Genomic DNA, 21,199 nt, shown 5'->3' with positions numbered 1-21,199 from the left:
TCTAAGGTTATAACTGGTATATAAGTACAGTGAGCTAACCCAGCCTTTACCCCCAATCGAAACCTAAAAAATTTAAAAAAAAGATAAAAGGGAGCTGAGCAGGAGAGTCCCCACCTGCTTTAGGTTTACGCGCAGAGTACGCAGAGCGCGTGTGAGATGATTCTCTACAGTTTTTTCAGAGATACCCAAGGAAAAAGCGATCTCTTTATTCGAGCGGAATTCCTTCCGGCTTAACTCATAAACTTTGCGGCACTTTTCAGGAAGCTTTTCTACTTCAGTGCCCACATTTCGTGTCAGTTCATTCCAGTCAATGGCCTCAACTGTCGAATTATCAATGTCTTTATGAACATGGGCCACGTAGTTTTCATAAGTCTTCCTGTTGCTTTCTTTCTGAAATGACGCGAAAACCATGTATTTAACAGAAGAATAAAGGTAATTTTCAAATGAAGAATTGACCACTAGAGAAGAGCGTTTAATCCACAAAGAAGTAAATATATCCTGCACGATCTCTTCCGCTGCTTCCCGGTTTCCCAAACGTTTGTACCCCGCTGAATAAAGTTTAGACCAGTATCTTTCATATAATTCCTCGAACGCAACTATATCACCCTGCTTCAGCAGAGCCAATAGATTGGAATCTGAGAATTTAATATACTGTCTCATGTTATAACTGGTTGGCGTTAATCAGCATTCAGGCTCTGAAAAGGTAGTTAAACTTAACAGTTTTAGCATTGTTACGCAACCCGTACTATCCTGCTCTGTAAGTACATTGCCTATGTACCAAATTAAATAAAAAAAGCTCAGAAAAGGAACAACATCCTATCTGAGCTTTTTTGTGTATTAAGTGAGCTGATTTGTTTACCTCACCAGACCAGTCACAACTATTATTATGCTGTATAATTAAGGCACGCTAGTGAACTACTTCCAGTTCCTTTTCTTCTTTTTCAGGTTCTGTCATCATCGCATCGATGTCATCTCCCTTTTTATCCCAACCCCAACGATGCATGATATTATCAAATGCCTCATAAATCACCGGTACAATCACCAGTGTAAGGAATAGTGAGCTAATCAGACCACCGATAATTACCCATGCCAGACCATTTTTCCACTCAGCACCCGCACCCGATGCAATAGCAATCGGAAGCATCCCAATAACCATCGCAATTGTGGTCATCAGGATAGGCCTTAAACGGGCGTGGTTAGCCATGATCAGCGATTCACGCGTAGACTTACCTTCCGCCTTCTGCTGGTTCGTAAAGTCAACCAGGATAATCGCATTTTTTGCCACCAAACCGATCAGCATGATCAATCCCAGAATGGTGAATATACTTAGCGAGTTGTTGGTTAAAGCCAATGCTAGTAATGCGCCGATAATCGACAACGGAATAGAGAACATTACCACAAATGGGTAAATATAGTTGTCATACAAGGCCACCATAATCAGGTATACCATGATGATGGACATCATCAAAGCCATTCCCAGGGTGCCAAAGCCTTCCGACTGATTCTCCATATCACCTCCAAACAGATAGCTCACTCCGGTTGGTCTCTTCAGATCCTTAATCTGGGTCTCAATATCTGCGAAGACAGTTCCCGTCGGACGTCCCACCACCTGCGATTGAACCGACACCTTCGTGCTTTTATCCTGACGTTCCAACTGACTAGGGCCTGATCCTTCCGTTACCGTTGCAAACTGCTCCAGGCGGATACGTTCATCTTTGGAGTTAATAAACGTCAGACCACGCACATCGTCTATGCTCTGTCTGTTGTAGTCATCGAGCCTGATATTGATATCATACTCATACTCACCCTGGCGAAACTTGCTGTCAGTGTTCCCACTAAAAGCGGTTTGCATCGTCGCACCTACGGTTTGCAAAGACAGACCTAAAGACGACATCTTATCGCGGTCCACCTGAACCTGAACCTCCGGATTACCACTTTCAACTGAAAGTTTGATTCCCGTAGTTCCCTCGATCTTCTCAACCTTTCCACGTACCACCTCAGCAAACTCCATTACACTTGGCAAGTCAGGTCCCATTACGATAACTTCAACCGGGGCTCTTTCCGCACTACCCAGAATACTCACTGGTGTAGTCGTAATCTTAGCGCCGGCAAGGCTCTCCGTGAGTTCCTTCCTAACCTTGGCAGCATAAACGTCAGACTGGTCAGCTCGCTCTTTACGTTCCACCAGCTGAACCGTGATTTCCGATTTATACGCGGTCGACTGGCTAGCACCCATACCATCACTTGTCTGACCCACGGTCGTGATCATACGGGTGATTTCAGGCTTTTGATTAAGCATATTTTCTGCCCTCGACGTCATCAGGTTTGTCTGCTCGATAGAAGCATCTTTAGGCATTTCTATCTGCACAATAAACTCACCTCTGTCGCTCTTAGGGAAGAACTCCGTTCCGATATATCCGGTTGCGAGTAACGCGATAGAAGCAAGCAGCATAACAAATGTTCCGGCCAGCACAGTCTTCTTATGGGCCAGAGACCAGTTTAATATACCTGTAATCCAGGCTGTAAACTTGTCCAGGCCTCTTTCAAAGCGAAGGATCACGCGTTCGAACATATTCTTGCCCGTAAGGTGCTCCAGTTTTCCAAAGCGCGAAGACAGAAGCGGTACAATTGTGAAGGAGGTTAGCAAACTGAGCAAGGTAGCGATAATAACCACCACGCAGAACTGTCTCAGAATGTCCGAAACTAAACCGGTACTAATGGCGATAGGGAAGAACACCACCACAATTACCAGAGTAATCGAGGTTACCGTAAAGCCAATTTCCTTCGTTGCCTCAAAGGCAGCTTTCACCCGGTTCTTGCCCATTTCCATATGCCTGTAAATATTCTCCAATACCACAATAGCATCATCCACGAGAATACCCACCACCAGCGAAAGACCCAGAAGAGACATCAGGTTCAGCGTATAGCCGAACATGCTGATTCCTATAAAGGTGGCGATCAAGGAAGCCGGGATTGACACCATTACAATGGCTGCGTTTCTCAAACTATGCAGGAAGAAAAGCATCACGAAAGCAACCAGAATAACAGCCAGCACAAGGTCATGAATAACCGCGTCGGCAGATTCGAGTGTGTATATGGAACTGTCGGACGCAATCACCAGGTTAAGACCTACTTTCTCGTAGTCCTGATGCAGCTTTTCGATGATCGTATGGATTCCCTTACTAACATCTACCGCATTTGCGTCTGATTGCTTGATCACCTGCAATGCAATGGATGCTTTCCGGTCTACACGAGCCAGCTTCTCAACGTCCTTTTGTGCATCCTGAACGTCTGCCACGTCTCCAAGCCTTACCTGAATGCCATTCTTATCCGAAATGACCAGGTTGCGAAGCTCCTCGACAGTGCTATATTTTCCTGCCAGACGTACCAGGATATCGCGGTCTTGTGTTTTCACAGATCCCGTTGGAAAGTCCAGATTGGATCCCTGGATAGTCTGTTGTACAGTGAGTAGCGATAAATTATAAGCCTGTAACTTATTATCATCAATACTTACCTGAATTTCGCGTTCACGACCACCGATGATATTTACCTGTGCCACTCCGGTCACCCTGGAGATGCTCGGAACAACGCGGTTGTCCATCAAATCAAAAAAGGCGGCATCATCCATTGTCGAAGTAGCCGACATGGTAATAACCGGAAGGTCGTCCAATGAGAACTTGTTTAGCGATGGCGCTTCAGTATCCTCCGGAAGTTCCGAAAGGATAGCATTTACCTTCCTTTGCGCATCGTTCAGTGCCAGATCCACATCCGTTCCACTATGCAGGGTAATTACAACTGAGGAAAGGCTCTCGTAAGAAGTTGCATTTAGCTTCTTGATGTTCTCCATCGAAGCCACGGCGTCCTCAATTTTCTTCGTCACCGTATTCTCCACCTCACTTGGCGATGCCCCCGGGTATATCGTCGTTACCGAAACAACCGACGGCGAGAACTTAGGTAAGAGCTCGTAACTGAGCGAGGTATAACTTATATACCCAAGGAGTGACAATACCGTAAACAGTACAACCACTACGGTGGGTCTTTTTATTGATATTTCAGCAATTTTCATCAGGGAATTTTTTATTTAACGTTTTCCACCAAACTTCCGTTCACCAGATTGATCTGACCACTTGTAATGACCAATTCGCCTTCGCGGAGCCCATCCAGTACTTCTACTGTCTCACCAAAGATTCTACCCGCAACGATCTTCCGCTCAACTGCCTTATCGCCATTCATAACAAACACACTGTTGCTGTTTACGCTACCCACAAAAGCTGATCTCGGAATTGTCATTATCGGATCCTGCTTCGGGAACTGGAATACAGCTGTTCCGTACATCCCTGCTCTAATCTCGGAAGTTCCGGTATTAGCCAGCTCGATTTCAATAGGGAAGTTCAGGCTGTTATCTGCTTTTGCAGCGATGAAGGTGATCTTGCCTTTAAACTCCTTATCAGGGAAGATATTCGACTTAATAGTCACTTGATCTCCTTTTTTCAGGTTCACCACCTGCGATTCATTCGCGGTAACTTTCAACTTCAGTTTGGATACATCAACAATCTCAAACAGAGCAGTGCCCGGAGATACATAAGAACCCATCTCAATTGACCGTTTGTTTATCACCCCCGAGAAAGGTGCTTTGATATTTGCGTCACTTGACTTTCTTTTCGATGATTGTACCGCAGCCTGTGTTGTCTTCACCCGCAGGCGTGCGTTCTCCAGCGCTTGCTGAGTCACACCGCCAGTCTTGAAAGAACTTTCATAACGTGCCAGGTCACGTACAGCATTCTGATAGTTGGCTTCGGCAGTTTCTGTATCCACAACCAGTAGCTCATTATCAATACGTGCCAAGACCTGACCTTTGCTTACGCGATCACCTTCGTCTACGGCAATACGTGTCACACGCCCCGAGTTCTCCGCAGAAAGTGTCAGCTCCTGGTTGGAGGAGAATGTACCATTAGAAGAAAAGTTAAGATCAATATCGGTCCGGCTAACCTTAGCCGTTTTTACGGCTACCGCACCCTTACTTCCTTCCGCAACAACAGCCGTCTTCTCGGCGTTCTTCTTTTTATTGCCTTGAAGTACCCAGCCAATCAGAACAAGGGCTGCTACTACTGCTATAATTGTAATTACTGTATTCTTTTTCATCGACTATATTTCTTTTGAGGATCACAAACTTTACCGGCGGGTATATCGTCCGCCGTTCAGTTCTTTAGTTTAAGAGAGATTTAATATTTCCGTTCGATTTCATGAGCTGTATTTCAGCAAGCTTGTAGTTCAACAATGCCTGCGTATAGCTGTTCTGAGCATCGGTCAACGCTGTTTCTGCATTCAGCAGATCTGTAAGCGATGCCAAACCATTATTATAATTGTTCTGGGTGCTGCTAAACACCTCGCGGGCAAGACGCATATTTTCATTTTGGTTTCTGATCGTACTCACACTGGTCCTTAGTTGCAGCCTTGCATTGCTGTAAGCCAAATTTAATGCTTGTCTGTTGTCCTTCAGATCCTCTGAGATCTGCTCTATTTCAATCTGTGCCTGCCGAACTCTTGACCTTCTTCCAAAACCGTCGAATATCGGGATCGAGATATTCAGCCCGATTGCCGAAGCTTCTGCCCAGTTCGCTGTTCCGTTACTCTTGAACAAGTCAAACTTGTTACTGAACCCGTTCTGTGAGTAATTGGTGATAAAGGAAAGTTTTGGGTAGTACTCCGCTACTTTAGACTTCTTCTGGTAAATTAAAAGTTCTTCCTGTTTCTTCAGCAACGCATATTCAGTCAGTCCGGATACATTTACCGTATCAGCCAGACTATTCGCCCCTTCCACAATTTGGTTAAGTTCGGCCTCGGGTAATTCCACGCTGACACCTATAGGCATGCCGATATAATATTTCAACGTGTTTTCCTGCTGTACAGCAGCTTTCGCAAGCTCATCTCGTTGCGTCTGCAGGTTTGTCAAACTCACCTTCACCCGGTCAACGTCGATCCGTGTAGCCAGGCCATTTTTGTACTGGTCGCTTAGTATTTTTTCAGTCCGCTGTAAAGAGGATATGTTGGCATCTATTGCTTCAATCTTTTCGCGACTCACCAATACCTGGTAGTACGCAGAAGAAACCATTTGTAATACATTTTCTTCACTCAAATCGACGTTAAGCTGGTAATACTCTTCTCCCGCTCTCGCTGCTTTCAATCCTGTGAACACACTTTGATTAAAAAGCTGCTGACTAAGCTGCACATTCGCATTCGCCGTATACTTCTGCCCAAAAGCAACCAGTATCGTCTCGCCCGGTCTACCCAGTATCTCTCCTGGTAACGGACTCTTTTGTATCATTAAATTGTCGTTCAGGCTTCCTGAGGCCGTTATTTGCGGCAGGGCTTGCGACCTGACTTCCGCAGTAAGCTCTTTTCCTTTTTCTGCTTCCAGACGCGCCTTGCGGACGGATGCATTGTTCTTAAGGGCAAAGTTGAGCGCTTCTTTGAGAGATAGCTGCACAGTTTGTGCCTGGACTGATCCCACACCTAATGTGCATGCCATTATTAAGGCCGCAATCAGCGTGTTTATTCTCGGTCTATTCATCTTCTTTTTTATTCTCGTTGTTATAGATTATTTGATCAATAAGTAGTGTTCGTGTTACAATAATGTCTCGCTATCTGAACCAAACGACTTTAATCCCGACAGAAAAACTGCGCTAAGCTCTTTTTGCCTTTCGAAGATCAGATCAAACTCGTCTTCTCCTGGCGAGAACTTATTTTTAATCGGTATGAGCACAAACACGCTTAATCCGGTTATGGCGTCAAGATATAGTTTGCTCATTTTGTCTGCATCAACCGAGGCGACTTCTCCTATATGTATAGCCTTCGTTATTAACGAGGCAACTAAAGCAGACTCTCTCACTCTAGCGTGTTCCATCACTCCGTAACAGGCGTTCTGTATCTGACCGGCTTCGGGCGATGTTTCCGTCAGGTTCAGCATAAAATATCGCTTAATAAATTTCTTCCGACAGACCAGTAGCGCGATAAACTCCTCGCCCAAGTTGTTGAGGGTAGCTAGCTTGCCCTCCAGTTCCTCGAAATAGTCCGCCATGATCTTTTCAACCACCGCAATCACCAGACTCATCTTGTCTGGAAAATAGTGATAAAGTGAAGGTTGCGTAACCGATATGTCGTCAGCAATTTCATTCATCGTCGTCTTCTGAATACCGAAATGCGAGAAGCGCTTGATCGCGCTTTCTACAATTAATTCTCGTTTCCTATCTATATCGTTCAATTTATTCTTTGACTTTTTTAATAATTTAGTCAAAAGTACGGCAACAAAATGACTTATTCAAGTTTTTAGAGTCGTAAAAAAATTATGATATTTCGGAGACAGTTCTTACTTCCAGCCCTTTGAGGAATATTTCGCCTAGTTTTTTCTGACGGCTGAGGATGCTGTCAAACTGTTCTTTCTCTGGTAAAAAGCCTTTAGTGTGACGTTTTAATACAGTAAAATAGATGCCCGAGAGGGCGTCTTTTAACAGAGCGGCAGTTTCATCCAGATCGTCGACTTTGAACTCGCCCGCAGAAATGCCAATCTCCAGTACCGTCTTCAGAACCGTTAGCTCTGAATCCTTTGCTTTAACAAACATACACATCAGGTTACCGGGCAGTTCGGTGCCGGTGATTTTCGTGAAGTCCAGTAAATTATAGTACTTGGAGATGAACGCCTGTCTCTTGTCTAAGCATTTTTTAAGAGCGTCGTGACTGTTGGTCGCACTTCCAACATCTTTCCGCATTTCAGCATCCATCGTTTCAATGATGTTTTTGAGCACTGCCGAATAAAGCGAGATCTTATCAGGAAAATAGTAATAAAGGAGGGCTTTGGATAAAGAGAGGTCATTGGCAATTTCCGTCATTGTCGTTTTAGAAAGTCCGAAATGAGCAAACCGTTTAAGCGCAGCGTCAATAATTAAATCCTTTTTCCTGTCCTGATTTTCCACGTTACCAAAAATAACTATTATTCCTTTAGGAAAGTGATAATACACAAATAATGCTAAGGTTTTAATTTTTCAATTATTTGATATTTAATCCGAAATTCGGCCCAAATAGATTTAAGATGCTTGCTATCGCAGAACACGTTTCCCTTAAAAACCTGAATACTTTTAGAGTGGATGCTCATGCCCGTTGGTTCACAGAGATCCATAACGAAGGGGAGCTTCAAGAGCTTTTTGCCGAAGACAGATGGAGAGTTGCGGAGAGGTTTATTCTTGGAGGTGGTAGCAACGTACTATTTACCCGCGACTTCGGTGGTCTCATTATCAGGATGAGCATCCCGGGTATCGCCCACGAAATAAAAGGCGATGACGTCTATGTGACGGCTGGAGCCGGTGTTGTCTGGAACGACCTTGTAAAGTACTGTGTAGACAGGGGCTTTGCCGGAATAGAAAATCTCAGCCTTATCCCGGGTACGGTAGGAGCGTCCCCGGTTCAGAACATAGGCGCTTACGGCGTTGAGCTGAAAGATGTGTTTCATTCCTGTCGGGCGTACCATATCGATAGGGCTGAGGTAATAGCTTTTTCGCCGGCTGACTGTGAGTTTGATTATCGCGACAGCATATTCAAGCGTGCGCTTAAAAACCAGGTTTTGATTTCTTCAGTCACCTTTAAACTAAGTTTAGTCCCTCATATCAATATATCCTACGGTGCTATTCGCCAGGAGCTGGAGGCGCGTGGCATTACTCATCCAAATATCAAAGATGTATCCAGTGTGGTGTCCAGTATCCGTGTCGAGAAGTTACCCGATCCCTCAACCATCGGTAATGCGGGCAGCTTTTTCAAAAATCCCGTGATAGATGAACATGAATTTGTACAGCTGAAGTCTGCTTTTCCAGACATAGTACACTACTGTCTACCAAACAGTACAGTAAAGCTGGCCGCGGGCTGGATGATTGAAAAAAGTGGATGGAAAGGAAAACAAATTAAACAAACCGCAACCTGGAAAAACCAGGCATTGGTTATAGTGAACGCTGGAAACGCTTCAGGTTCAGAGATATATGGCTTTTCAGAGGCAATAATAAACGATGTTAAAGAAAAATTTAACATTACTCTGGAGCGCGAAGTCAACGTCCTTTAACCTCGTTATTATGTTAAATAACTATTAAATAGCTACAACATCAGGGACTTTTAAAGGTTTTCGTTCTTTTAGCATAGTGTTTGTATATATGATAGCGTAACTGTTAATCATCTATAAAAACTTTATAATATGACTAAGATCGAATTCAACACTATGGTAATGCACCAAGCCAGTTCTTTAAGAATGTATGCTTTACATTTCACTCATGATGCTGATGACGCTAATGATCTGGTGCAGGACACCCTGCTTAAAGCGATAACATATTATAATAAATTTAAAGAAGGTACGAACCTTAAGGGTTGGTTGTATACCATCATGAAGAACACCTTCATCAATAACTACCGTCGTTTTGTAAAGATCAGTTCATTCGTTACGAAATCTGATGAGATATCTTCAGCTAACCTGGTGTTTTCATCTACTAAAAACCAGGGTGAGTCTAAGTTCATTATGGATGATATTAAAAACGCTTTAGGTAAACTTCCCGAAGAATACTATGTACCATTTAGCATGTATTTCGAAGGTCACAAATACCATGAAATTGCCGACTATCTGGCTATTCCAATCGGTACAGTAAAAACTCGTATCCACGTAGCAAGAAAGCTTCTTAAAAAGAGCTTGAAACCTTACGACAATGGCGTTAAAAAGCCGATCTACGCGGAGGCAGAATAAACAAGCCCCTATTTTCTAAACTCAACTATAGAACCCCTGATATTTCAGGGGTTTTTTTATGGATTTTATTCTGTGATGGCAGGCTAATTAATCGTTTGAACACGGTATTATATATTATTTAGCTATGTTTGCAATCGACCTGTCTTGCCAAAAGCGGGGAATCATGTATTCAGTCGTTCATGTCAAAGTTAGACGAAATAAAAAAACCCATAGAGCAAGAGCTGGAAGCGTTCGAAGAGAAGTTTAAGTCTTCAATGAAAAGCACCGTTCCCTTGCTTGACCGGATCACACATTACATAGTTAAAAGAAAAGGTAAGCAGATAAGACCCATGTTTGTCTTTTTCTCTGCGAGCCTCTGCGGTGGAATTAACGAATCTACCCATCGTGGTGCCGCACTTGTAGAACTGCTTCATACGGCCACTCTTGTGCATGATGACGTGGTCGACAACTCGTATGAGCGTCGCGGTTTCTTTTCTGTCAATGCTCTTTGGAAAAATAAGATAGCAGTACTGGTAGGCGACTACCTCCTGGCCACAGGGTTGTTATTGTCTATTGATCACGACGACTTTCATCTTTTACGAATTGTTTCCTCCGCCGTTAAGCTCATGAGCGAAGGCGAATTGCTGCAAATTGAAAAGGCAAGAAGGCTCGATATCAGCGAAGAGATCTATTATGAGGTAATTCGCCAGAAAACCGCATCCCTGATCGCCTCCTGTTGTGCCTGCGGCGCAGCATCTGCCGGTGCCGATGTGGAAACCATAGAAAAAATGCGCTTGTTTGGCGAGAAGATCGGAATGGCTTTCCAGATTAAAGACGACCTTTTTGACTTCGGAACGGATGATGTGGGTAAACCCCTTGGTATAGACATCAAGGAAAAGAAAATGACGCTTCCGCTGATCTACTCCCTAAGCAAAGTAGACAAAAAGGAAAAACAGCGAATCATCAACCTGGTGAAGAATCATAATGAGGATAACGCCAAAGTCGAAGAAGTGATTTCTTTTGTCCGTAATAACGGAGGTCTCGCTTATGCTGAAATACAGATGCACCGGTATCAGGATGAAGCATTTCAAGTATTGCATACCTTCCCGGATCATACTGCACGCACTGCTCTTGAGCAGTTGGTACGCTTCACCACGGAACGAAAGAAATAAGCTCTATCGGCTGGAAATAAGCTCCAGAATCTGCTCCACATAGGTTCGCTCATTAGCTAACCTGGGAACCTTATGCTGACCGCCTAATTTACCGCGTGTCTTCAACCATTGATAGAAAGTACCCTCGGGAGCTACATGTACCAATGGCCGGCGCAAGGCCATGTCTTTGAACCGTTTTGCGTCGTAATCAGAATTTACTTCCCGTAAGGTGTTGTCCAGGATGTCGGTAAAGCGTTCTATGTCAGAAGGATGACTGTCAAATTCAATGATCCACTCATGGCCGCCGTTCTCGTTATCACTGAAATAAATCGGACAGGCAGTAAAGTCCCTCACTATTGCACCCGTTTGGGTACAGGCTTCAGTCAGCGCCCTTTCTGCGTTGTCAACGATCACTTCTTCCCCAAAAGCATTGATAAAATGCTTTGTTCTGCCGGTAATCTGAATTCTATACGGCGATATAGATGTAAACTTGATCGTATCACCGATCATATAGCGCCAAAGTCCGCCGTTCGTCGAAATGATCAGGGCATAATTCTTCCCTAGCTCCACCTCCGATAGGCTTTTTGTTGCCGGATTCTCTTCCCCGAAGTTCTCCATCGGAAGAAACTCGTAAAAAACGCCGTAGTCCAGCATAAGCAACATCTCTTCTGATCCAGGTAGATCCTGAATGCCGAAGAATCCTTCAGATGCATTGTAAGTTTCCAGGTAATACATGGACGAAGATGGAATCAGCTTTTTAAACTGCTCCCTGTAAGGCCCAAACTTTACGGCTCCATGAACATAAAGCTCCAGGTTCGGCCAGATCTCCAAAAGATCCTTTTTGCCGGTAATCTCCATCACACGCTTGGCCAATACAACCGTCCAGGTGGGTACCCCAGCCATAGAAGTCACATTGACGTCAATGGTCGCATGAGCCATCTTCTCAATCTTTTCTTCGTAATTGTCCATCAGGCTGATCGACATATCCGGAGTGCGGTGGAATTCCGCCCACATCGGTAAATTCTTGATCAATACAGCCGATATATCTCCATAGGAAATCTCGTCGTTAAACTGATTGACCTTATGACTGCCACCCAATACGAGCGATTTCCCCGTGAACATTTGTGTGTCGGGCTTATTATTACAATAGATCGAGATCATGTCTTTCCCGCCCTTGTAATGGCAATCCTCCAGAGACTCTGCACTTACCGGAATAAACTTACTCCGGTCATTGGTTGTGCCCGATGACTTAGCAAACCACTTCACCTCAGAACCCCAAAGAATGTTCTGCTCTCCCGTCATCATCCTTTCTATGTAAGGTTTCAGCGTTTCGTAGTTTTGCAGCGGTACACGTTGTTTAAATTGCTCCTGATTGAAGATCGAATCGTAGCCATACAACTTTCCCCACTCGGTTGACCTTGCCGAAGATATCAATGTGCGGAATACTTCATCCTGCACATCATGCGGATGATTCATAAACAGCTCTATCTGGTCCATTCGTTTTTTCATGAACCAGGTTACAATCGTATTTACAAGTGTCATAAGGGAGCGGGGTTGCTATTCTTCTTTTTACGCAATTCAAAGTGTTGACCAAGATAGAATTTTCTGGCCATTTCATTATTGGCAATCTCCTGTGGGGTGCCGGTAAGCATGATTTTTCCTTCGGTAAGCAAGTACGCGCGATCAGTTATCGATAGCGTCTCCTGAACGTTATGGTCGGTTATCAAAATGCCGATATTACGGTCTTTCAGCTTGGATACGATGGATTGAATCTCTTCCACCGCGATGGGGTCAACGCCGGCAAAGGGCTCATCCAGCAGAATGAAGTTCGGGTCGGCGGCAAGTGCTCTCGCAATCTCTGTACGTCTCCGCTCCCCTCCGGAAAGCAGGTCACCACGGTTCTTACGAACCCTGTGCAGGCTAAACTCCGAGAGAAGTTCCTCCAGCTTGTCTTTTTGCTGGGCTTTAGTCAGGTTGGTCATTTCCAACACCGCCATGACATTATCTTCTACACTAAGCTTCCTGAAAACAGAGGCCTCCTGTGCAAGATAACCTATCCCTTTCTGCGCCCTCCGGTACATGGGGTCGCTGGTGATATCTTCAGATTCGAGGTAGACATGCCCTTCGTTTGGTTTGATCAAACCAACGATCATATAGAATGAAGTAGTTTTCCCGGCACCGTTTGGCCCCAGAAGTCCCACTATCTCACCCTGTGCAACCTGGAAGGAAACGTCGTTCACCACCGTTCGCTGCTTATATTTCTTAACTAAGTTTTCTGCTCTGAGTATCATTTTAGTCGTGTTGAGGTGTTCGCCTTACACCTTTCAAATTTAATTGAATGGAACGTTTGTCTTTCCAAACATTTTCTTCAATTGTGTAACAAATATCAAAGGGAAGGCCGCCCTGCACGATATCTATATATTCACCCAGTCCAAATCCAATACAATCAAAAGCATGTGAACGCCCCTGCTTAACAGTCATTTTAAGGTGATTGTTTCCGACGGTTTGCGGACTGCCCAGGCATTGCACAGCATGACTGATAAACACAGGAGTGGTATTTAAAGGGCCATACGGCGCAAACTGACTCAAAACCCGGAAGAATTTGCCGTCAATCTTTTCCAGATCAAGGCTCGCGTCGATAACCTGTTCCTGTATCAGTAGCTCATCAGGTATCGTCTGAGAAACAATATTTTCAAATCTCTCCTGGAAAGCCAGCAGGTTCTCACTCTTCAAGGTAAGTCCCGCAGCATATTTATGTCCCCCGAACTGTTCAAACAGATCACTGCAGGAATTCAGCGCCTCGTACAGATCAAAGCCAATGACCGAACGGGCAGATCCGGAGACATGACCATTGGATTGCGTAAGCACAATCGTAGGGCGGTAGTATTTTTCCGTTAGCCTGGAGGCTACGATACCGATCACTCCCTTATGCCAGCTCTCGTTATAAACGACAGTTGTCTTCCGGTTCAAAAGTGCCGGGTCGGCAGCAATCATCGCCAGAGCCTGCTCCGTTATGGAGGTGTCATGCTCTTTTCGTTCCGTGTTTTTAATGTTGATCACATGACTGTGACTTCTCGCGATGTCCCTGTTCTCCGAAATCAAAAGGTTAACAGAATGCCGCGCATCATCTATTCTCCCGGAGGCATTAATACGCGGGCCGAGCGTAAACACCACATCCGATATGGTATACTGCTTTTTTCCCGCGATCTCAATCAGTGCCGCCATACCGTGGCAGGGCGCAGTATTAAGACGCTGCAAACCAAACTTTGCCAATACCCTGTTCTCCCCGGTTATGGGTACAATATCAGAAGCAATGCTCACCACCACGAGGTCGAGATAACATTCCAGATCTTCAAAGGCGATATTATTACGCATAGCAAAGGCCTGGATCAGCTTGAAGCCGATACCACAGCCCGAAAGCTCCTTGTAAGGGTAGGGGCAATCACTCTGCTTTGGGTCGAGCACTGCTACCGCTTCCGGAATGATGCTGCCCGGGGTGTGATGATCGCAGATAATGAAATCAATTCCCAGACTGTTCGCATAATCAACTTTGTCAACCGATTTAATACCGCAATCGAGCGCAATAATGAGCGTGATGCCATGCTCATGCGCATAATCTATACCCTGAGTCGATATTCCGTATCCTTCTTTATAACGGTCAGGGATATAATAATCAATATGGTAATGATATTTCCGTAAGAAGCCATAAACGAGCGCAACGGATGTAGTGCCGTCCACATCATAATCTCCGTAGATCAGTATCTTTTCTTTAGAAAGTAACGCGCGCTGTATCCGCTCTACTGCAACCTCCATTCCTTTCATTAGAAAAGGGTCGTGCAGATGACTCAATGAAGGACGGAAAAAATTCCGCGCATCCTCATAAGTCGTTATGTCACGGGCGACAAGCAGAGCAGCCAGAACTTCATCGATGTTAAGCTGATCTCGAAGTTCCTTAATAGCTTTCAGGTTCTTTAAGTCCTGTTCTGCCCACCTTTTTTGCATATCTTTGTTAGGTTGTGGGGTTAAATATACTATTTAATACGTTATTATCTACCCATGTCTTGCTAAGCAATTCATTATCAACTTATACATTTTTCCGATGAAATCGTCTTGAGCACAGCTGCTCAATAGCAATGGAAAATAGGCTTATGACCGCTTCATCACCATGAAAAAATAAAATATATCTGATGAAAGTATATTCTTTAAACGAAGGTTCTTACTCTGTAGACAGCTCTAAAAAATTCATACCCTTTAATCCGGAGACCGACAATGCGAAAGATCGTCCCGGGTCTTTATTTATCCACGTTCAACCGTTTTTGATAGAGCTGGATGGTAAGTTAATCGTTCTGGACACAGGCCTTGGCTACAAGAATGGCGCAGGCGAACTCGTCATTCATGAAAACATCCGCAAGGCCGGTTATGATCCAGAGGACGTAAGCATGGTACTGATGTCGCATCTTCATTACGATCACGCTGCCGGAATGATTTACGAGAAAGACGGCACAATGCAGCTGTCCTTTCCACATGCAGAGTATGTCATCAACCGCAACGAATGGGAAGTGGCCTACAGCGGAGCATCGTCCTCTTACCACACAGATATCTTTGACATCGTTCAGCGCAGCGGCAGTATTCATTTCATAGAGGGCGACGGAAAGCTAACGGATAAGATCAGTTACGAAGTGACAGGCGGACATTGCCAGTTCCATCAGGTGTTCCTGATAGATGACCAGGGCGATAAGTGCTTCTTTGGCGCAGATATCCTTCCTGAACCTGAACAGCTGCTTCGAAAGTTTAAGGCCAAATACGACTACGACGGCGCTAAATCCATGGAGCTGCGGGAACACTACGGTAAGTTGGCGGCCCAGGAAAACTGGCTATGTCTGTTCTATCATGCGAAGAGGGATTCGCTAGCCAGGGTAGAAGAGGTTGAGGGGGCGTTTAAGATCCTTAAAGAATAGGTAAACAGAGCGTTGCGGCTCTTAGACGTCTGCCTTCCACTCGTGTGGGATTTTTAATTTGTAACCTGTTTTACTTATCACTTCAGGATCGAACTGTGAATCTACGAGTTTTTTTCTACCTATGATTTGAGAACCTTTTGCAGCCACTGTCATCGAAGAGTTGTGTCGCTTAGGCGGAAATGAAATAAATATCCGTTTTTTGGGAAATAGGGCGTGGACTTCTCTAATAGGGGGTGTTAAGTCGCTATCCCCAGAAATGAGCATAGCCATATCGTATTCGTCTTTAAAAGCGTCAACGATAATGGCTGTAGCAATATTCACATCGGTCATTTTCTCTTTGGCGGTGCGCCAGATATGTCCACATCTTTTGCATTCTTGGGTGCCGTCCTGATAATTGCCATACACGATTTTGATCCCTGTGCTTTCTAACGCATCGATATATGTAGACTGGCGCTTTTGCTTGTCGGGGTTGTTGCTTACTCGACTTGTGAAATATTTTATTCCAGTTAATTCCTGATGTGGCTTCAATAAATTCACCACAAGGAGTTTTATATTTAACCACCTGCAGCTATCAAAGCCAGCTTCTCGCATTCCAAAATACAGGTTAAAACCATCTATGTACGCAACTACTCTTTCTTTTCTTTGAACTATTTCTTGCATTTTACGTTGTTATTACTGTATCTTTGTAGTCAAGAACTTCACTAAGGATAGTATCCTTAGTTCGACGCCTCCTTCTGGAGGCGTTTCTTTTTTCACAAGTATTTTCTTATTATACTTTTAGTTTGTCTTTCATTCTTTTTTCAACAAATATTTCTCTCTTTAGTCTTGGATCCTAACTTAGATTGAAAGTCAGGGTGTGATATTAGATATTTCAGACGAGATGTCCAAACTCTCCGTAAAAATAAAAGCCTGCTATCAAAATTATGATGCAGGCTTTGTATTTTCTACTTTAGATTTCTTCTTATTACTTCTTCGCTACCAGATTAAAGTCAAGTACGAAATCATCATAAATAGCTTTGTCTCCAATGCTTTCAAAGAAGCTCTTAGAGTTGTAACGGATATCGTATTTCGTTCTGTCTACTTTAACACCCTTCGCTACAGCAACAACTGCGTTATTCTGTCTTTTTACTGTCGCAGGGAAAGTAAGCGGCTTGGTAATCCCTTTGATAGTCAGGTCACCGGTGATATTTACCTGGCTTGCTCCGGCTGGAGTAACCTTAGTGATCTTAAAGGTAGAAGTTGGATATTTCGCAGTTCCGAAGAAATCATCAGCTTTCAGGTGACCTTCCAGTTTCTGAGCAGTTTCTCCCTGAACGTCAGTAGCAACGATGGAGTTCATATCTGCAGTGAATGAACCACCAGCTAACTTATTCCCGTTAAAATTCAAGCTGCCCGAAGACAAGTTGATCGTTCCGAAATGCTTGCCTGTTACTTTTTCACCTAACCACTTGATGGATGAGTTCTTTGTATCAACAGTAAAAGATTCTGTTTTTAAAGCTGGCTTGAACGCCGAAAATAAGCCGATTGCTGCAATGGCTAATACTGATGTTAATTTCATTTTCATATTCATTATGATACAAAAGTAAACATCTTTATTAAAAATAGATGTTGCAACACCTATTTCCTTAGAAAATGACAGTTTATTCACATTTCCAAGGTAGAAGAACCATCTCCTGCCTTAAATGCGTCGTTTTAATTTGAGCATGACAAATTTTCGCTCACCTTCATTGTCGATTACATAAAGGATAAAGGTCCTTTCGGCTCGGGAACTGAACATGCTATTGATTTCCTCCATACTTAGTTCCTTGACGGGTCGAAAGTTGATACTGATAATTTCTTCCCCCACACGAAGCCCCGCGCTGTCTGCCGCAGAATGCTGCTCAACCCGGTTAATCAGTATACGCTTGAAGTCCGGTGCCCTTGTCACCAGTTCCAGTCCGCTCATATCATGCTCAAAGGGCTCTTTAAATGAATGGGCAGGGCGGAGGTATATCTTATTCCTGCTATAGTCGAACATTACCCGAAACCTCTTGAGGACAGGATTTCCGAGATTACCGTTCCTCTCCGGAAATCCGCTTCTCTTGATCACTTCCTGAAACTCCGGAAAGGATGACACGACGTTTTGAAACAGATAACTTCCGATGGTAATGCTTTGTATCCTACCAATATGGCCATGAATAGGTCCGAGCAACCCGACTCCAAGATTGGCCTCAATATTTTTTTCAGGAGCATCAAACGACTTCTTATCATAGCTTTCCAGAGAAACAGCGTGCCCGGCGCCCGTGTCAACGATCATTTTCAACGCCTTGTAAACCTTGCCATCCAGTTCAACTGTACTCTCTATATACGGTTTTTTATCTTCAACGCTGATAGATACTTCCGTGCTCTTTTCAGGAATGTATTCGCTGGAGAAAGGGCGTAGCGTAATTCGCTGAGCGGAGTATCGGATCTCAACCATGAAACTGTTGAAGAAATCATATCCAATTAATCCATGAACAGGCATGCCAAGTGTTTCTGAAAGCTCCAGCAAATCTTCGTTCAGAATGATGACATTCATCGAATGCGCTACCGTCCTGCCGAGTCCTAGTGTTACACCCGAAGCCACCGATGCACTCAGCTCTTCGCCCTGCCCGAAGCCGGTAATCTTCATCTGCCGGAGACCAGTCAAATGAAGTGAATCAATGAGAGAGGGGTTCGTGATCAGGCAAACACCTATTCCTGTATCCAGAAGAAAATTAAAGGGACCCTTTCCGTTGATGGTCATCGGAACGACGATCAGGTTTTTTACGAGACGGAACGAAATAGAGTGCCGCTTCCGCTTGTCCTCGAACTGAAAACTCTGGGCAAAGCCTCCCGAACTGAGCAAGCTGAACGCAGCCAGCAGCATCAGCAACTTTCTGATATAGAGGAGGGATGGTGGCATACGGATTGGCTATGTATAAATTTACGTTATTTTATTGGTCCTTTCTGAAAAGGAAATCCGCTATAAATGAAACCTCTCTGTTGATGGTTTGTTAGCACAACTAAATCCTTCTGTGCTATGATTTTTAAGTCCGCCTCCTTTTTTATCGTCCTCTTGATCTTGAGCCTTTCCGCCTGCAAACAAAAAACCGAAACCAAACATCAGTCTCCCCGCGACCTCTTTCCGGGATTATTTGAGGCTGTGCAGGCCGGCCATGTGTTTGAAGACAGTAAAACTTTCACCGATTGTATGCCTAAGCGCGATCCGGAAGACATTCTCAAAACTTATCAGGAAGAGAAGAATAAGGCCGGCTTCAATCTGAAGGCCTTTGTGGACAAGAACTTCAGTTTGCCGGAAGAAGTTGCAAAAGACTACCAAACCAATATTCGCGCAGGCGTCGAACCGCATATTCGCTCTCTTTGGGATGTACTGACGCGCAGGCCCGACAAATACTACCAGTACAGCTCTCTTCTGGCGCTTCCGCAGCCATACGTGGTGCCGGGTGGCCGGTTCCGCGAAGTCTATTACTGGGATTCGTATTTCACGATGCTGGGGCTGGAGGAAAGCGGCCGCACCGACCTAATCGAAAGCATGGTGAACAACTTTGCCTACCTCATTCGTACTTACGGCTTCATCCCCAACGGTAACCGTACCTATTATCTTACCCGATCTCAGCCTCCATACTTTTCATTGATGGTAAAGCTGCTCATGGAGAACAAAAAGCTGAAAGGTGATTCCGTATTGAAAGCTAACCGCGATGCTCTGGAGAGAGAATACAGTTTCTGGATGAATAATAACGATGCGAAGAAGGGCGCTAACCTGCATGTCGTGTTTATGCCTGATGGCGAAAAGCTGAACCGCTATTTCGATTCGGGCGACTGGCCCCGGGAGGAAGCTTACTCGGAAGACGTTGCCATCGCGGCGAACAGCTCCGCCTCAAAACCTGAAGTTTACCGCCATCTTCGCTCCGGAGCGGAGTCGGGCTGGGACTACAGCAGTCGCTGGTTCAGCGATGGCAAGACCCTGAATACCATACAGACCACGGATATCATTCCTGTCGACCTCAACGCCCTCTTATATCATCTTGAAATCATGCTGGCTAAAGCCTACCAAATCGGCGGAGACGATAAAGCAAAAGACTTCATGACGCGCTCAGCGGAACAACGCAAAATAGCGATTATGAAATACTGCTGGGACAAAGAGGCAGGATGGTTTCGAGACTACAACTGGAAGTCGGAAATGGCGACTTCCTCTATGAGTCTGGCCGGTGTCTATCCCATGTATTTCAATATGATAGCTACAAGCCGTGCCGATACGATGGCAAATACCCTGCAGCAGAAGTTTCTCAAGCCGGGAGGTCTGGTTTCGACCCTGGCGACCACAGGGCAGCAATGGGACGCGCCTAATGGCTGGGCTCCGTTGCAATGGATGGCGATCGCCGGCTTGTCTACTTATAAAAAGGAGGAGTTGTCCCGCGAAGTGTCCCGCAGATGGAGCAGTTTGAACGTCAACGTTTTCAATAAGACGGGGAAGCTGATGGAAAAGTATAATGTGGTCGATACCGCGGTTTTTGCCGGGGGCGGCGAGTACCCGAACCAGGACGGCTTTGGCTGGACGAATGGCGTGTTGCTGAAGATTCTTGCGCGACAAAAGAACCAAAGTATTCAGTAAGCTTTATAATCCCCGAAGGGTAAGCTCGAAGGGACGGCCGTTTATTCCCTTTTGAATGCAGGCGTATATAAAGCGCCTTTTAGCCCACATAAGTCCGACTTACAGTATCGTAAGTCGGACTTATGTGGGTATTATCTCAGGCGATTATGGGCATCATATAACCGAGACTGAATAGAGAACGAGGAAATGGTAGAGCAGGTGCCGCCAATTACGGGGTTATAAATCGGGTCTTCTCTGCTACGCTGACTTAATATTGTTTATCCGTTATTACATGATCAATTCTTTTCAGAGGATATAAATAACAGTTCTCTCTGTCAATTCTGTTCATTAGTCGGGTTGTCATTGTCCCGTTGCAGGACCTTCCGAACTTAACGAGGTGATTAGCTTATCAGTCATTGGGTCGCTTGAGGGGCCGTATCCGTTTACCAGAACTCCTTTTATCTGATGCTTTTCTGACGAAATAGCGTAAACAATCGCTTCATCGGCTGGGTCGGTTATGCCTTCGAAACGATAATGCTTATCCACTACGAAGTCTTCAGGAAAGACTTGAAGAGCATTTCCATTGCAAATAAGGCAGTTGTCTTTCAGGTTAAAATCCATGCTGTAGCCATCCTTTTTTAACTTCGCCAGAACCTCTGAAAGCGTACTCATTGTGGCTGAGATGGTTTTGTTAGGATTAGTTGGGTTAGTCATAGTTATGTCGTTT

At 44.7% G+C, this 21,199-nt stretch carries 18 protein-coding genes; 5 read left to right on the top strand and 13 right to left on the bottom strand.

Going from position 1 to position 21,199, the window contains the following annotated elements; genetic code table 11:
- Positions 1-72: 72 nt before the first annotated feature.
- From B0I27_RS14555 to B0I27_RS14530, 6 genes are all read right to left on the bottom strand, one after another.
- On the bottom strand, positions 73-660 hold the full coding sequence (locus B0I27_RS14555; protein ID WP_106294643.1) for an RNA polymerase sigma-70 factor: 588 nt from the start codon (positions 658-660) through the stop codon (positions 73-75).
- A gap of 247 nt (positions 661-907) precedes the next feature.
- On the bottom strand, positions 908-4,066 hold the full coding sequence (locus B0I27_RS14550) for an efflux RND transporter permease subunit (RefSeq protein ID WP_106294641.1): 3,159 nt from the start codon (positions 4,064-4,066) through the stop codon (positions 908-910).
- 11 nt (positions 4,067-4,077) lie between these two features.
- Positions 4,078-5,142, bottom strand: a complete 1,065-nt coding sequence (locus B0I27_RS14545) for an efflux RND transporter periplasmic adaptor subunit (protein WP_106294639.1) — start codon at positions 5,140-5,142, stop codon at positions 4,078-4,080.
- Between the two features lie 64 nt (positions 5,143-5,206).
- Positions 5,207-6,571: a TolC family protein gene (locus B0I27_RS14540; RefSeq protein WP_106294637.1), complete on the bottom strand. Its 1,365-nt coding sequence runs from the start codon at positions 6,569-6,571 to the stop codon at positions 5,207-5,209.
- Positions 6,572-6,625: 54 nt separating this feature from the next.
- Positions 6,626-7,261, bottom strand: coding sequence for a TetR/AcrR family transcriptional regulator (locus tag B0I27_RS14535; RefSeq protein WP_181276794.1), 636 nt, complete (start codon positions 7,259-7,261; stop codon positions 6,626-6,628).
- Positions 7,262-7,343: 82 nt separating this feature from the next.
- Positions 7,344-7,970: a TetR/AcrR family transcriptional regulator gene (locus B0I27_RS14530; RefSeq protein WP_106294776.1), complete on the bottom strand. Its 627-nt coding sequence runs from the start codon at positions 7,968-7,970 to the stop codon at positions 7,344-7,346.
- A 116-nt stretch (positions 7,971-8,086) separates the two neighbouring features.
- On the opposite strand from B0I27_RS14530, the gene murB reads away from it, so the two are divergent.
- The 3 genes from murB (at position 8,087) to B0I27_RS14515 (ending at position 10,923) form a co-directional block, all read left to right on the top strand.
- The gene (gene murB / locus B0I27_RS14525) at positions 8,087-9,103 is read left to right on the top strand and encodes a UDP-N-acetylmuramate dehydrogenase (RefSeq protein WP_106294633.1); all 1,017 of its coding nucleotides are present in this window, start codon (positions 8,087-8,089) and stop codon (positions 9,101-9,103) included.
- Between the two features lie 129 nt (positions 9,104-9,232).
- Entirely contained in the window at positions 9,233-9,772 is a 540-nt protein-coding gene (locus B0I27_RS14520; protein ID WP_106294631.1) for a sigma-70 family RNA polymerase sigma factor, read from the top strand.
- Between the two features lie 179 nt (positions 9,773-9,951).
- The gene (locus tag B0I27_RS14515) at positions 9,952-10,923 is read left to right on the top strand and encodes a polyprenyl synthetase family protein (RefSeq protein WP_106294629.1); all 972 of its coding nucleotides are present in this window, start codon (positions 9,952-9,954) and stop codon (positions 10,921-10,923) included.
- A 3-nt stretch (positions 10,924-10,926) separates the two neighbouring features.
- Here the strand turns inward: B0I27_RS14515 and B0I27_RS14510 are convergent, their stop codons facing one another.
- Genes B0I27_RS14510 through recJ form a run of 3 tightly spaced genes read right to left on the bottom strand, consistent with a single transcriptional unit; the run spans position 10,927 to position 14,904 of the window.
- A complete protein-coding gene (locus B0I27_RS14510; RefSeq protein WP_106294627.1) occupies positions 10,927-12,444 on the bottom strand; it encodes a GH3 auxin-responsive promoter family protein in 1,518 nt (505 codons plus the stop codon).
- Positions 12,441-13,193, bottom strand: a complete 753-nt coding sequence (gene lptB, locus B0I27_RS14505; RefSeq protein WP_106294625.1) for an LPS export ABC transporter ATP-binding protein — start codon at positions 13,191-13,193, stop codon at positions 12,441-12,443. The genes B0I27_RS14510 and lptB overlap by 4 nt, the downstream gene beginning before the upstream one ends.
- A 1-nt stretch (position 13,194) precedes the next feature.
- A complete protein-coding gene (gene recJ, locus B0I27_RS14500; protein WP_106294623.1) occupies positions 13,195-14,904 on the bottom strand; it encodes a single-stranded-DNA-specific exonuclease RecJ in 1,710 nt (569 codons plus the stop codon).
- Positions 14,905-15,089: 185 nt separating this feature from the next.
- Here recJ and B0I27_RS14495 point away from each other — a divergent pair, with 185 nt between their 5' ends.
- The gene (locus tag B0I27_RS14495; protein ID WP_106294621.1) at positions 15,090-15,860 is read left to right on the top strand and encodes an MBL fold metallo-hydrolase; all 771 of its coding nucleotides are present in this window, start codon (positions 15,090-15,092) and stop codon (positions 15,858-15,860) included.
- A 21-nt stretch (positions 15,861-15,881) separates the two neighbouring features.
- Here B0I27_RS14495 and B0I27_RS14490 read toward each other — a convergent pair whose 3' ends face one another.
- The 3 genes from B0I27_RS14490 to B0I27_RS14480 form a co-directional block, all read right to left on the bottom strand.
- Positions 15,882-16,520 (bottom strand): NYN domain-containing protein, encoded by a 639-nt coding sequence (locus B0I27_RS14490; RefSeq protein ID WP_106294619.1) that lies wholly within the window; start codon positions 16,518-16,520, stop codon positions 15,882-15,884.
- 304 nt (positions 16,521-16,824) lie between these two features.
- Complete coding sequence (locus tag B0I27_RS14485; RefSeq protein WP_342751879.1) at positions 16,825-17,418, bottom strand: YceI family protein; 594 nt, start codon at positions 17,416-17,418, stop codon at positions 16,825-16,827.
- A gap of 120 nt (positions 17,419-17,538) precedes the next feature.
- Positions 17,539-18,783, bottom strand: a complete 1,245-nt coding sequence (locus B0I27_RS14480) for an aspartyl protease family protein (RefSeq protein ID WP_106294617.1) — start codon at positions 18,781-18,783, stop codon at positions 17,539-17,541.
- Between the two features lie 117 nt (positions 18,784-18,900).
- Between B0I27_RS14480 and treF the strand changes: the two genes are divergently transcribed.
- Positions 18,901-20,493, top strand: a complete 1,593-nt coding sequence (gene treF / locus B0I27_RS14475) for an alpha,alpha-trehalase TreF (protein ID WP_106294615.1) — start codon at positions 18,901-18,903, stop codon at positions 20,491-20,493.
- Between the two features lie 339 nt (positions 20,494-20,832).
- Here treF and B0I27_RS14470 read toward each other — a convergent pair whose 3' ends face one another.
- On the bottom strand, positions 20,833-21,186 hold the full coding sequence (locus B0I27_RS14470) for a phosphoribosylpyrophosphate synthetase (RefSeq protein WP_219905028.1): 354 nt from the start codon (positions 21,184-21,186) through the stop codon (positions 20,833-20,835).
- Positions 21,187-21,199: the final 13 nt, after the last annotated feature.

This window comes from Arcticibacter pallidicorallinus, assembly GCF_003002875.1.
In the GTDB taxonomy this organism is placed as follows: domain Bacteria; phylum Bacteroidota; class Bacteroidia; order Sphingobacteriales; family Sphingobacteriaceae; genus Arcticibacter; species Arcticibacter pallidicorallinus.
The sequence above is the reverse complement of the archived record's forward strand: the minus strand, read 5'-3'. Positions and strand labels throughout refer to the sequence as shown.

Coding starts and splice junctions, on each gene's coding strand:
- B0I27_RS14555 (WP_106294643.1), bottom strand. CDS start 660: ATGAGACAGTATATTAAATTCTCAGATTCCAATCTATTGGCTCTGCTG.
- B0I27_RS14550 (WP_106294641.1), bottom strand. CDS start 4,066: ATGAAAATTGCTGAAATATCAATAAAAAGACCCACCGTAGTGGTTGTA.
- B0I27_RS14545 (WP_106294639.1), bottom strand. CDS start 5,142: ATGAAAAAGAATACAGTAATTACAATTATAGCAGTAGTAGCAGCCCTT.
- B0I27_RS14540 (WP_106294637.1), bottom strand. CDS start 6,571: ATGAATAGACCGAGAATAAACACGCTGATTGCGGCCTTAATAATGGCA.
- murB (WP_106294633.1), top strand. CDS start 8,087: ATGCTTGCTATCGCAGAACACGTTTCCCTTAAAAACCTGAATACTTTT.
- B0I27_RS14520 (WP_106294631.1), top strand. CDS start 9,233: ATGACTAAGATCGAATTCAACACTATGGTAATGCACCAAGCCAGTTCT.
- B0I27_RS14515 (WP_106294629.1), top strand. CDS start 9,952: ATGTCAAAGTTAGACGAAATAAAAAAACCCATAGAGCAAGAGCTGGAA.
- B0I27_RS14510 (WP_106294627.1), bottom strand. CDS start 12,444: ATGACACTTGTAAATACGATTGTAACCTGGTTCATGAAAAAACGAATG.
- lptB (WP_106294625.1), bottom strand. CDS start 13,193: ATGATACTCAGAGCAGAAAACTTAGTTAAGAAATATAAGCAGCGAACG.
- recJ (WP_106294623.1), bottom strand. CDS start 14,904: ATGCAAAAAAGGTGGGCAGAACAGGACTTAAAGAACCTGAAAGCTATT.
- B0I27_RS14495 (WP_106294621.1), top strand. CDS start 15,090: ATGAAAGTATATTCTTTAAACGAAGGTTCTTACTCTGTAGACAGCTCT.
- B0I27_RS14490 (WP_106294619.1), bottom strand. CDS start 16,520: ATGCAAGAAATAGTTCAAAGAAAAGAAAGAGTAGTTGCGTACATAGAT.
- B0I27_RS14485 (WP_342751879.1), bottom strand. CDS start 17,418: ATGAAATTAACATCAGTATTAGCCATTGCAGCAATCGGCTTATTTTCG.
- B0I27_RS14480 (WP_106294617.1), bottom strand. CDS start 18,783: ATGCCACCATCCCTCCTCTATATCAGAAAGTTGCTGATGCTGCTGGCT.
- treF (WP_106294615.1), top strand. CDS start 18,901: ATGATTTTTAAGTCCGCCTCCTTTTTTATCGTCCTCTTGATCTTGAGC.
- B0I27_RS14470 (WP_219905028.1), bottom strand. CDS start 21,186: ATGACTAACCCAACTAATCCTAACAAAACCATCTCAGCCACAATGAGT.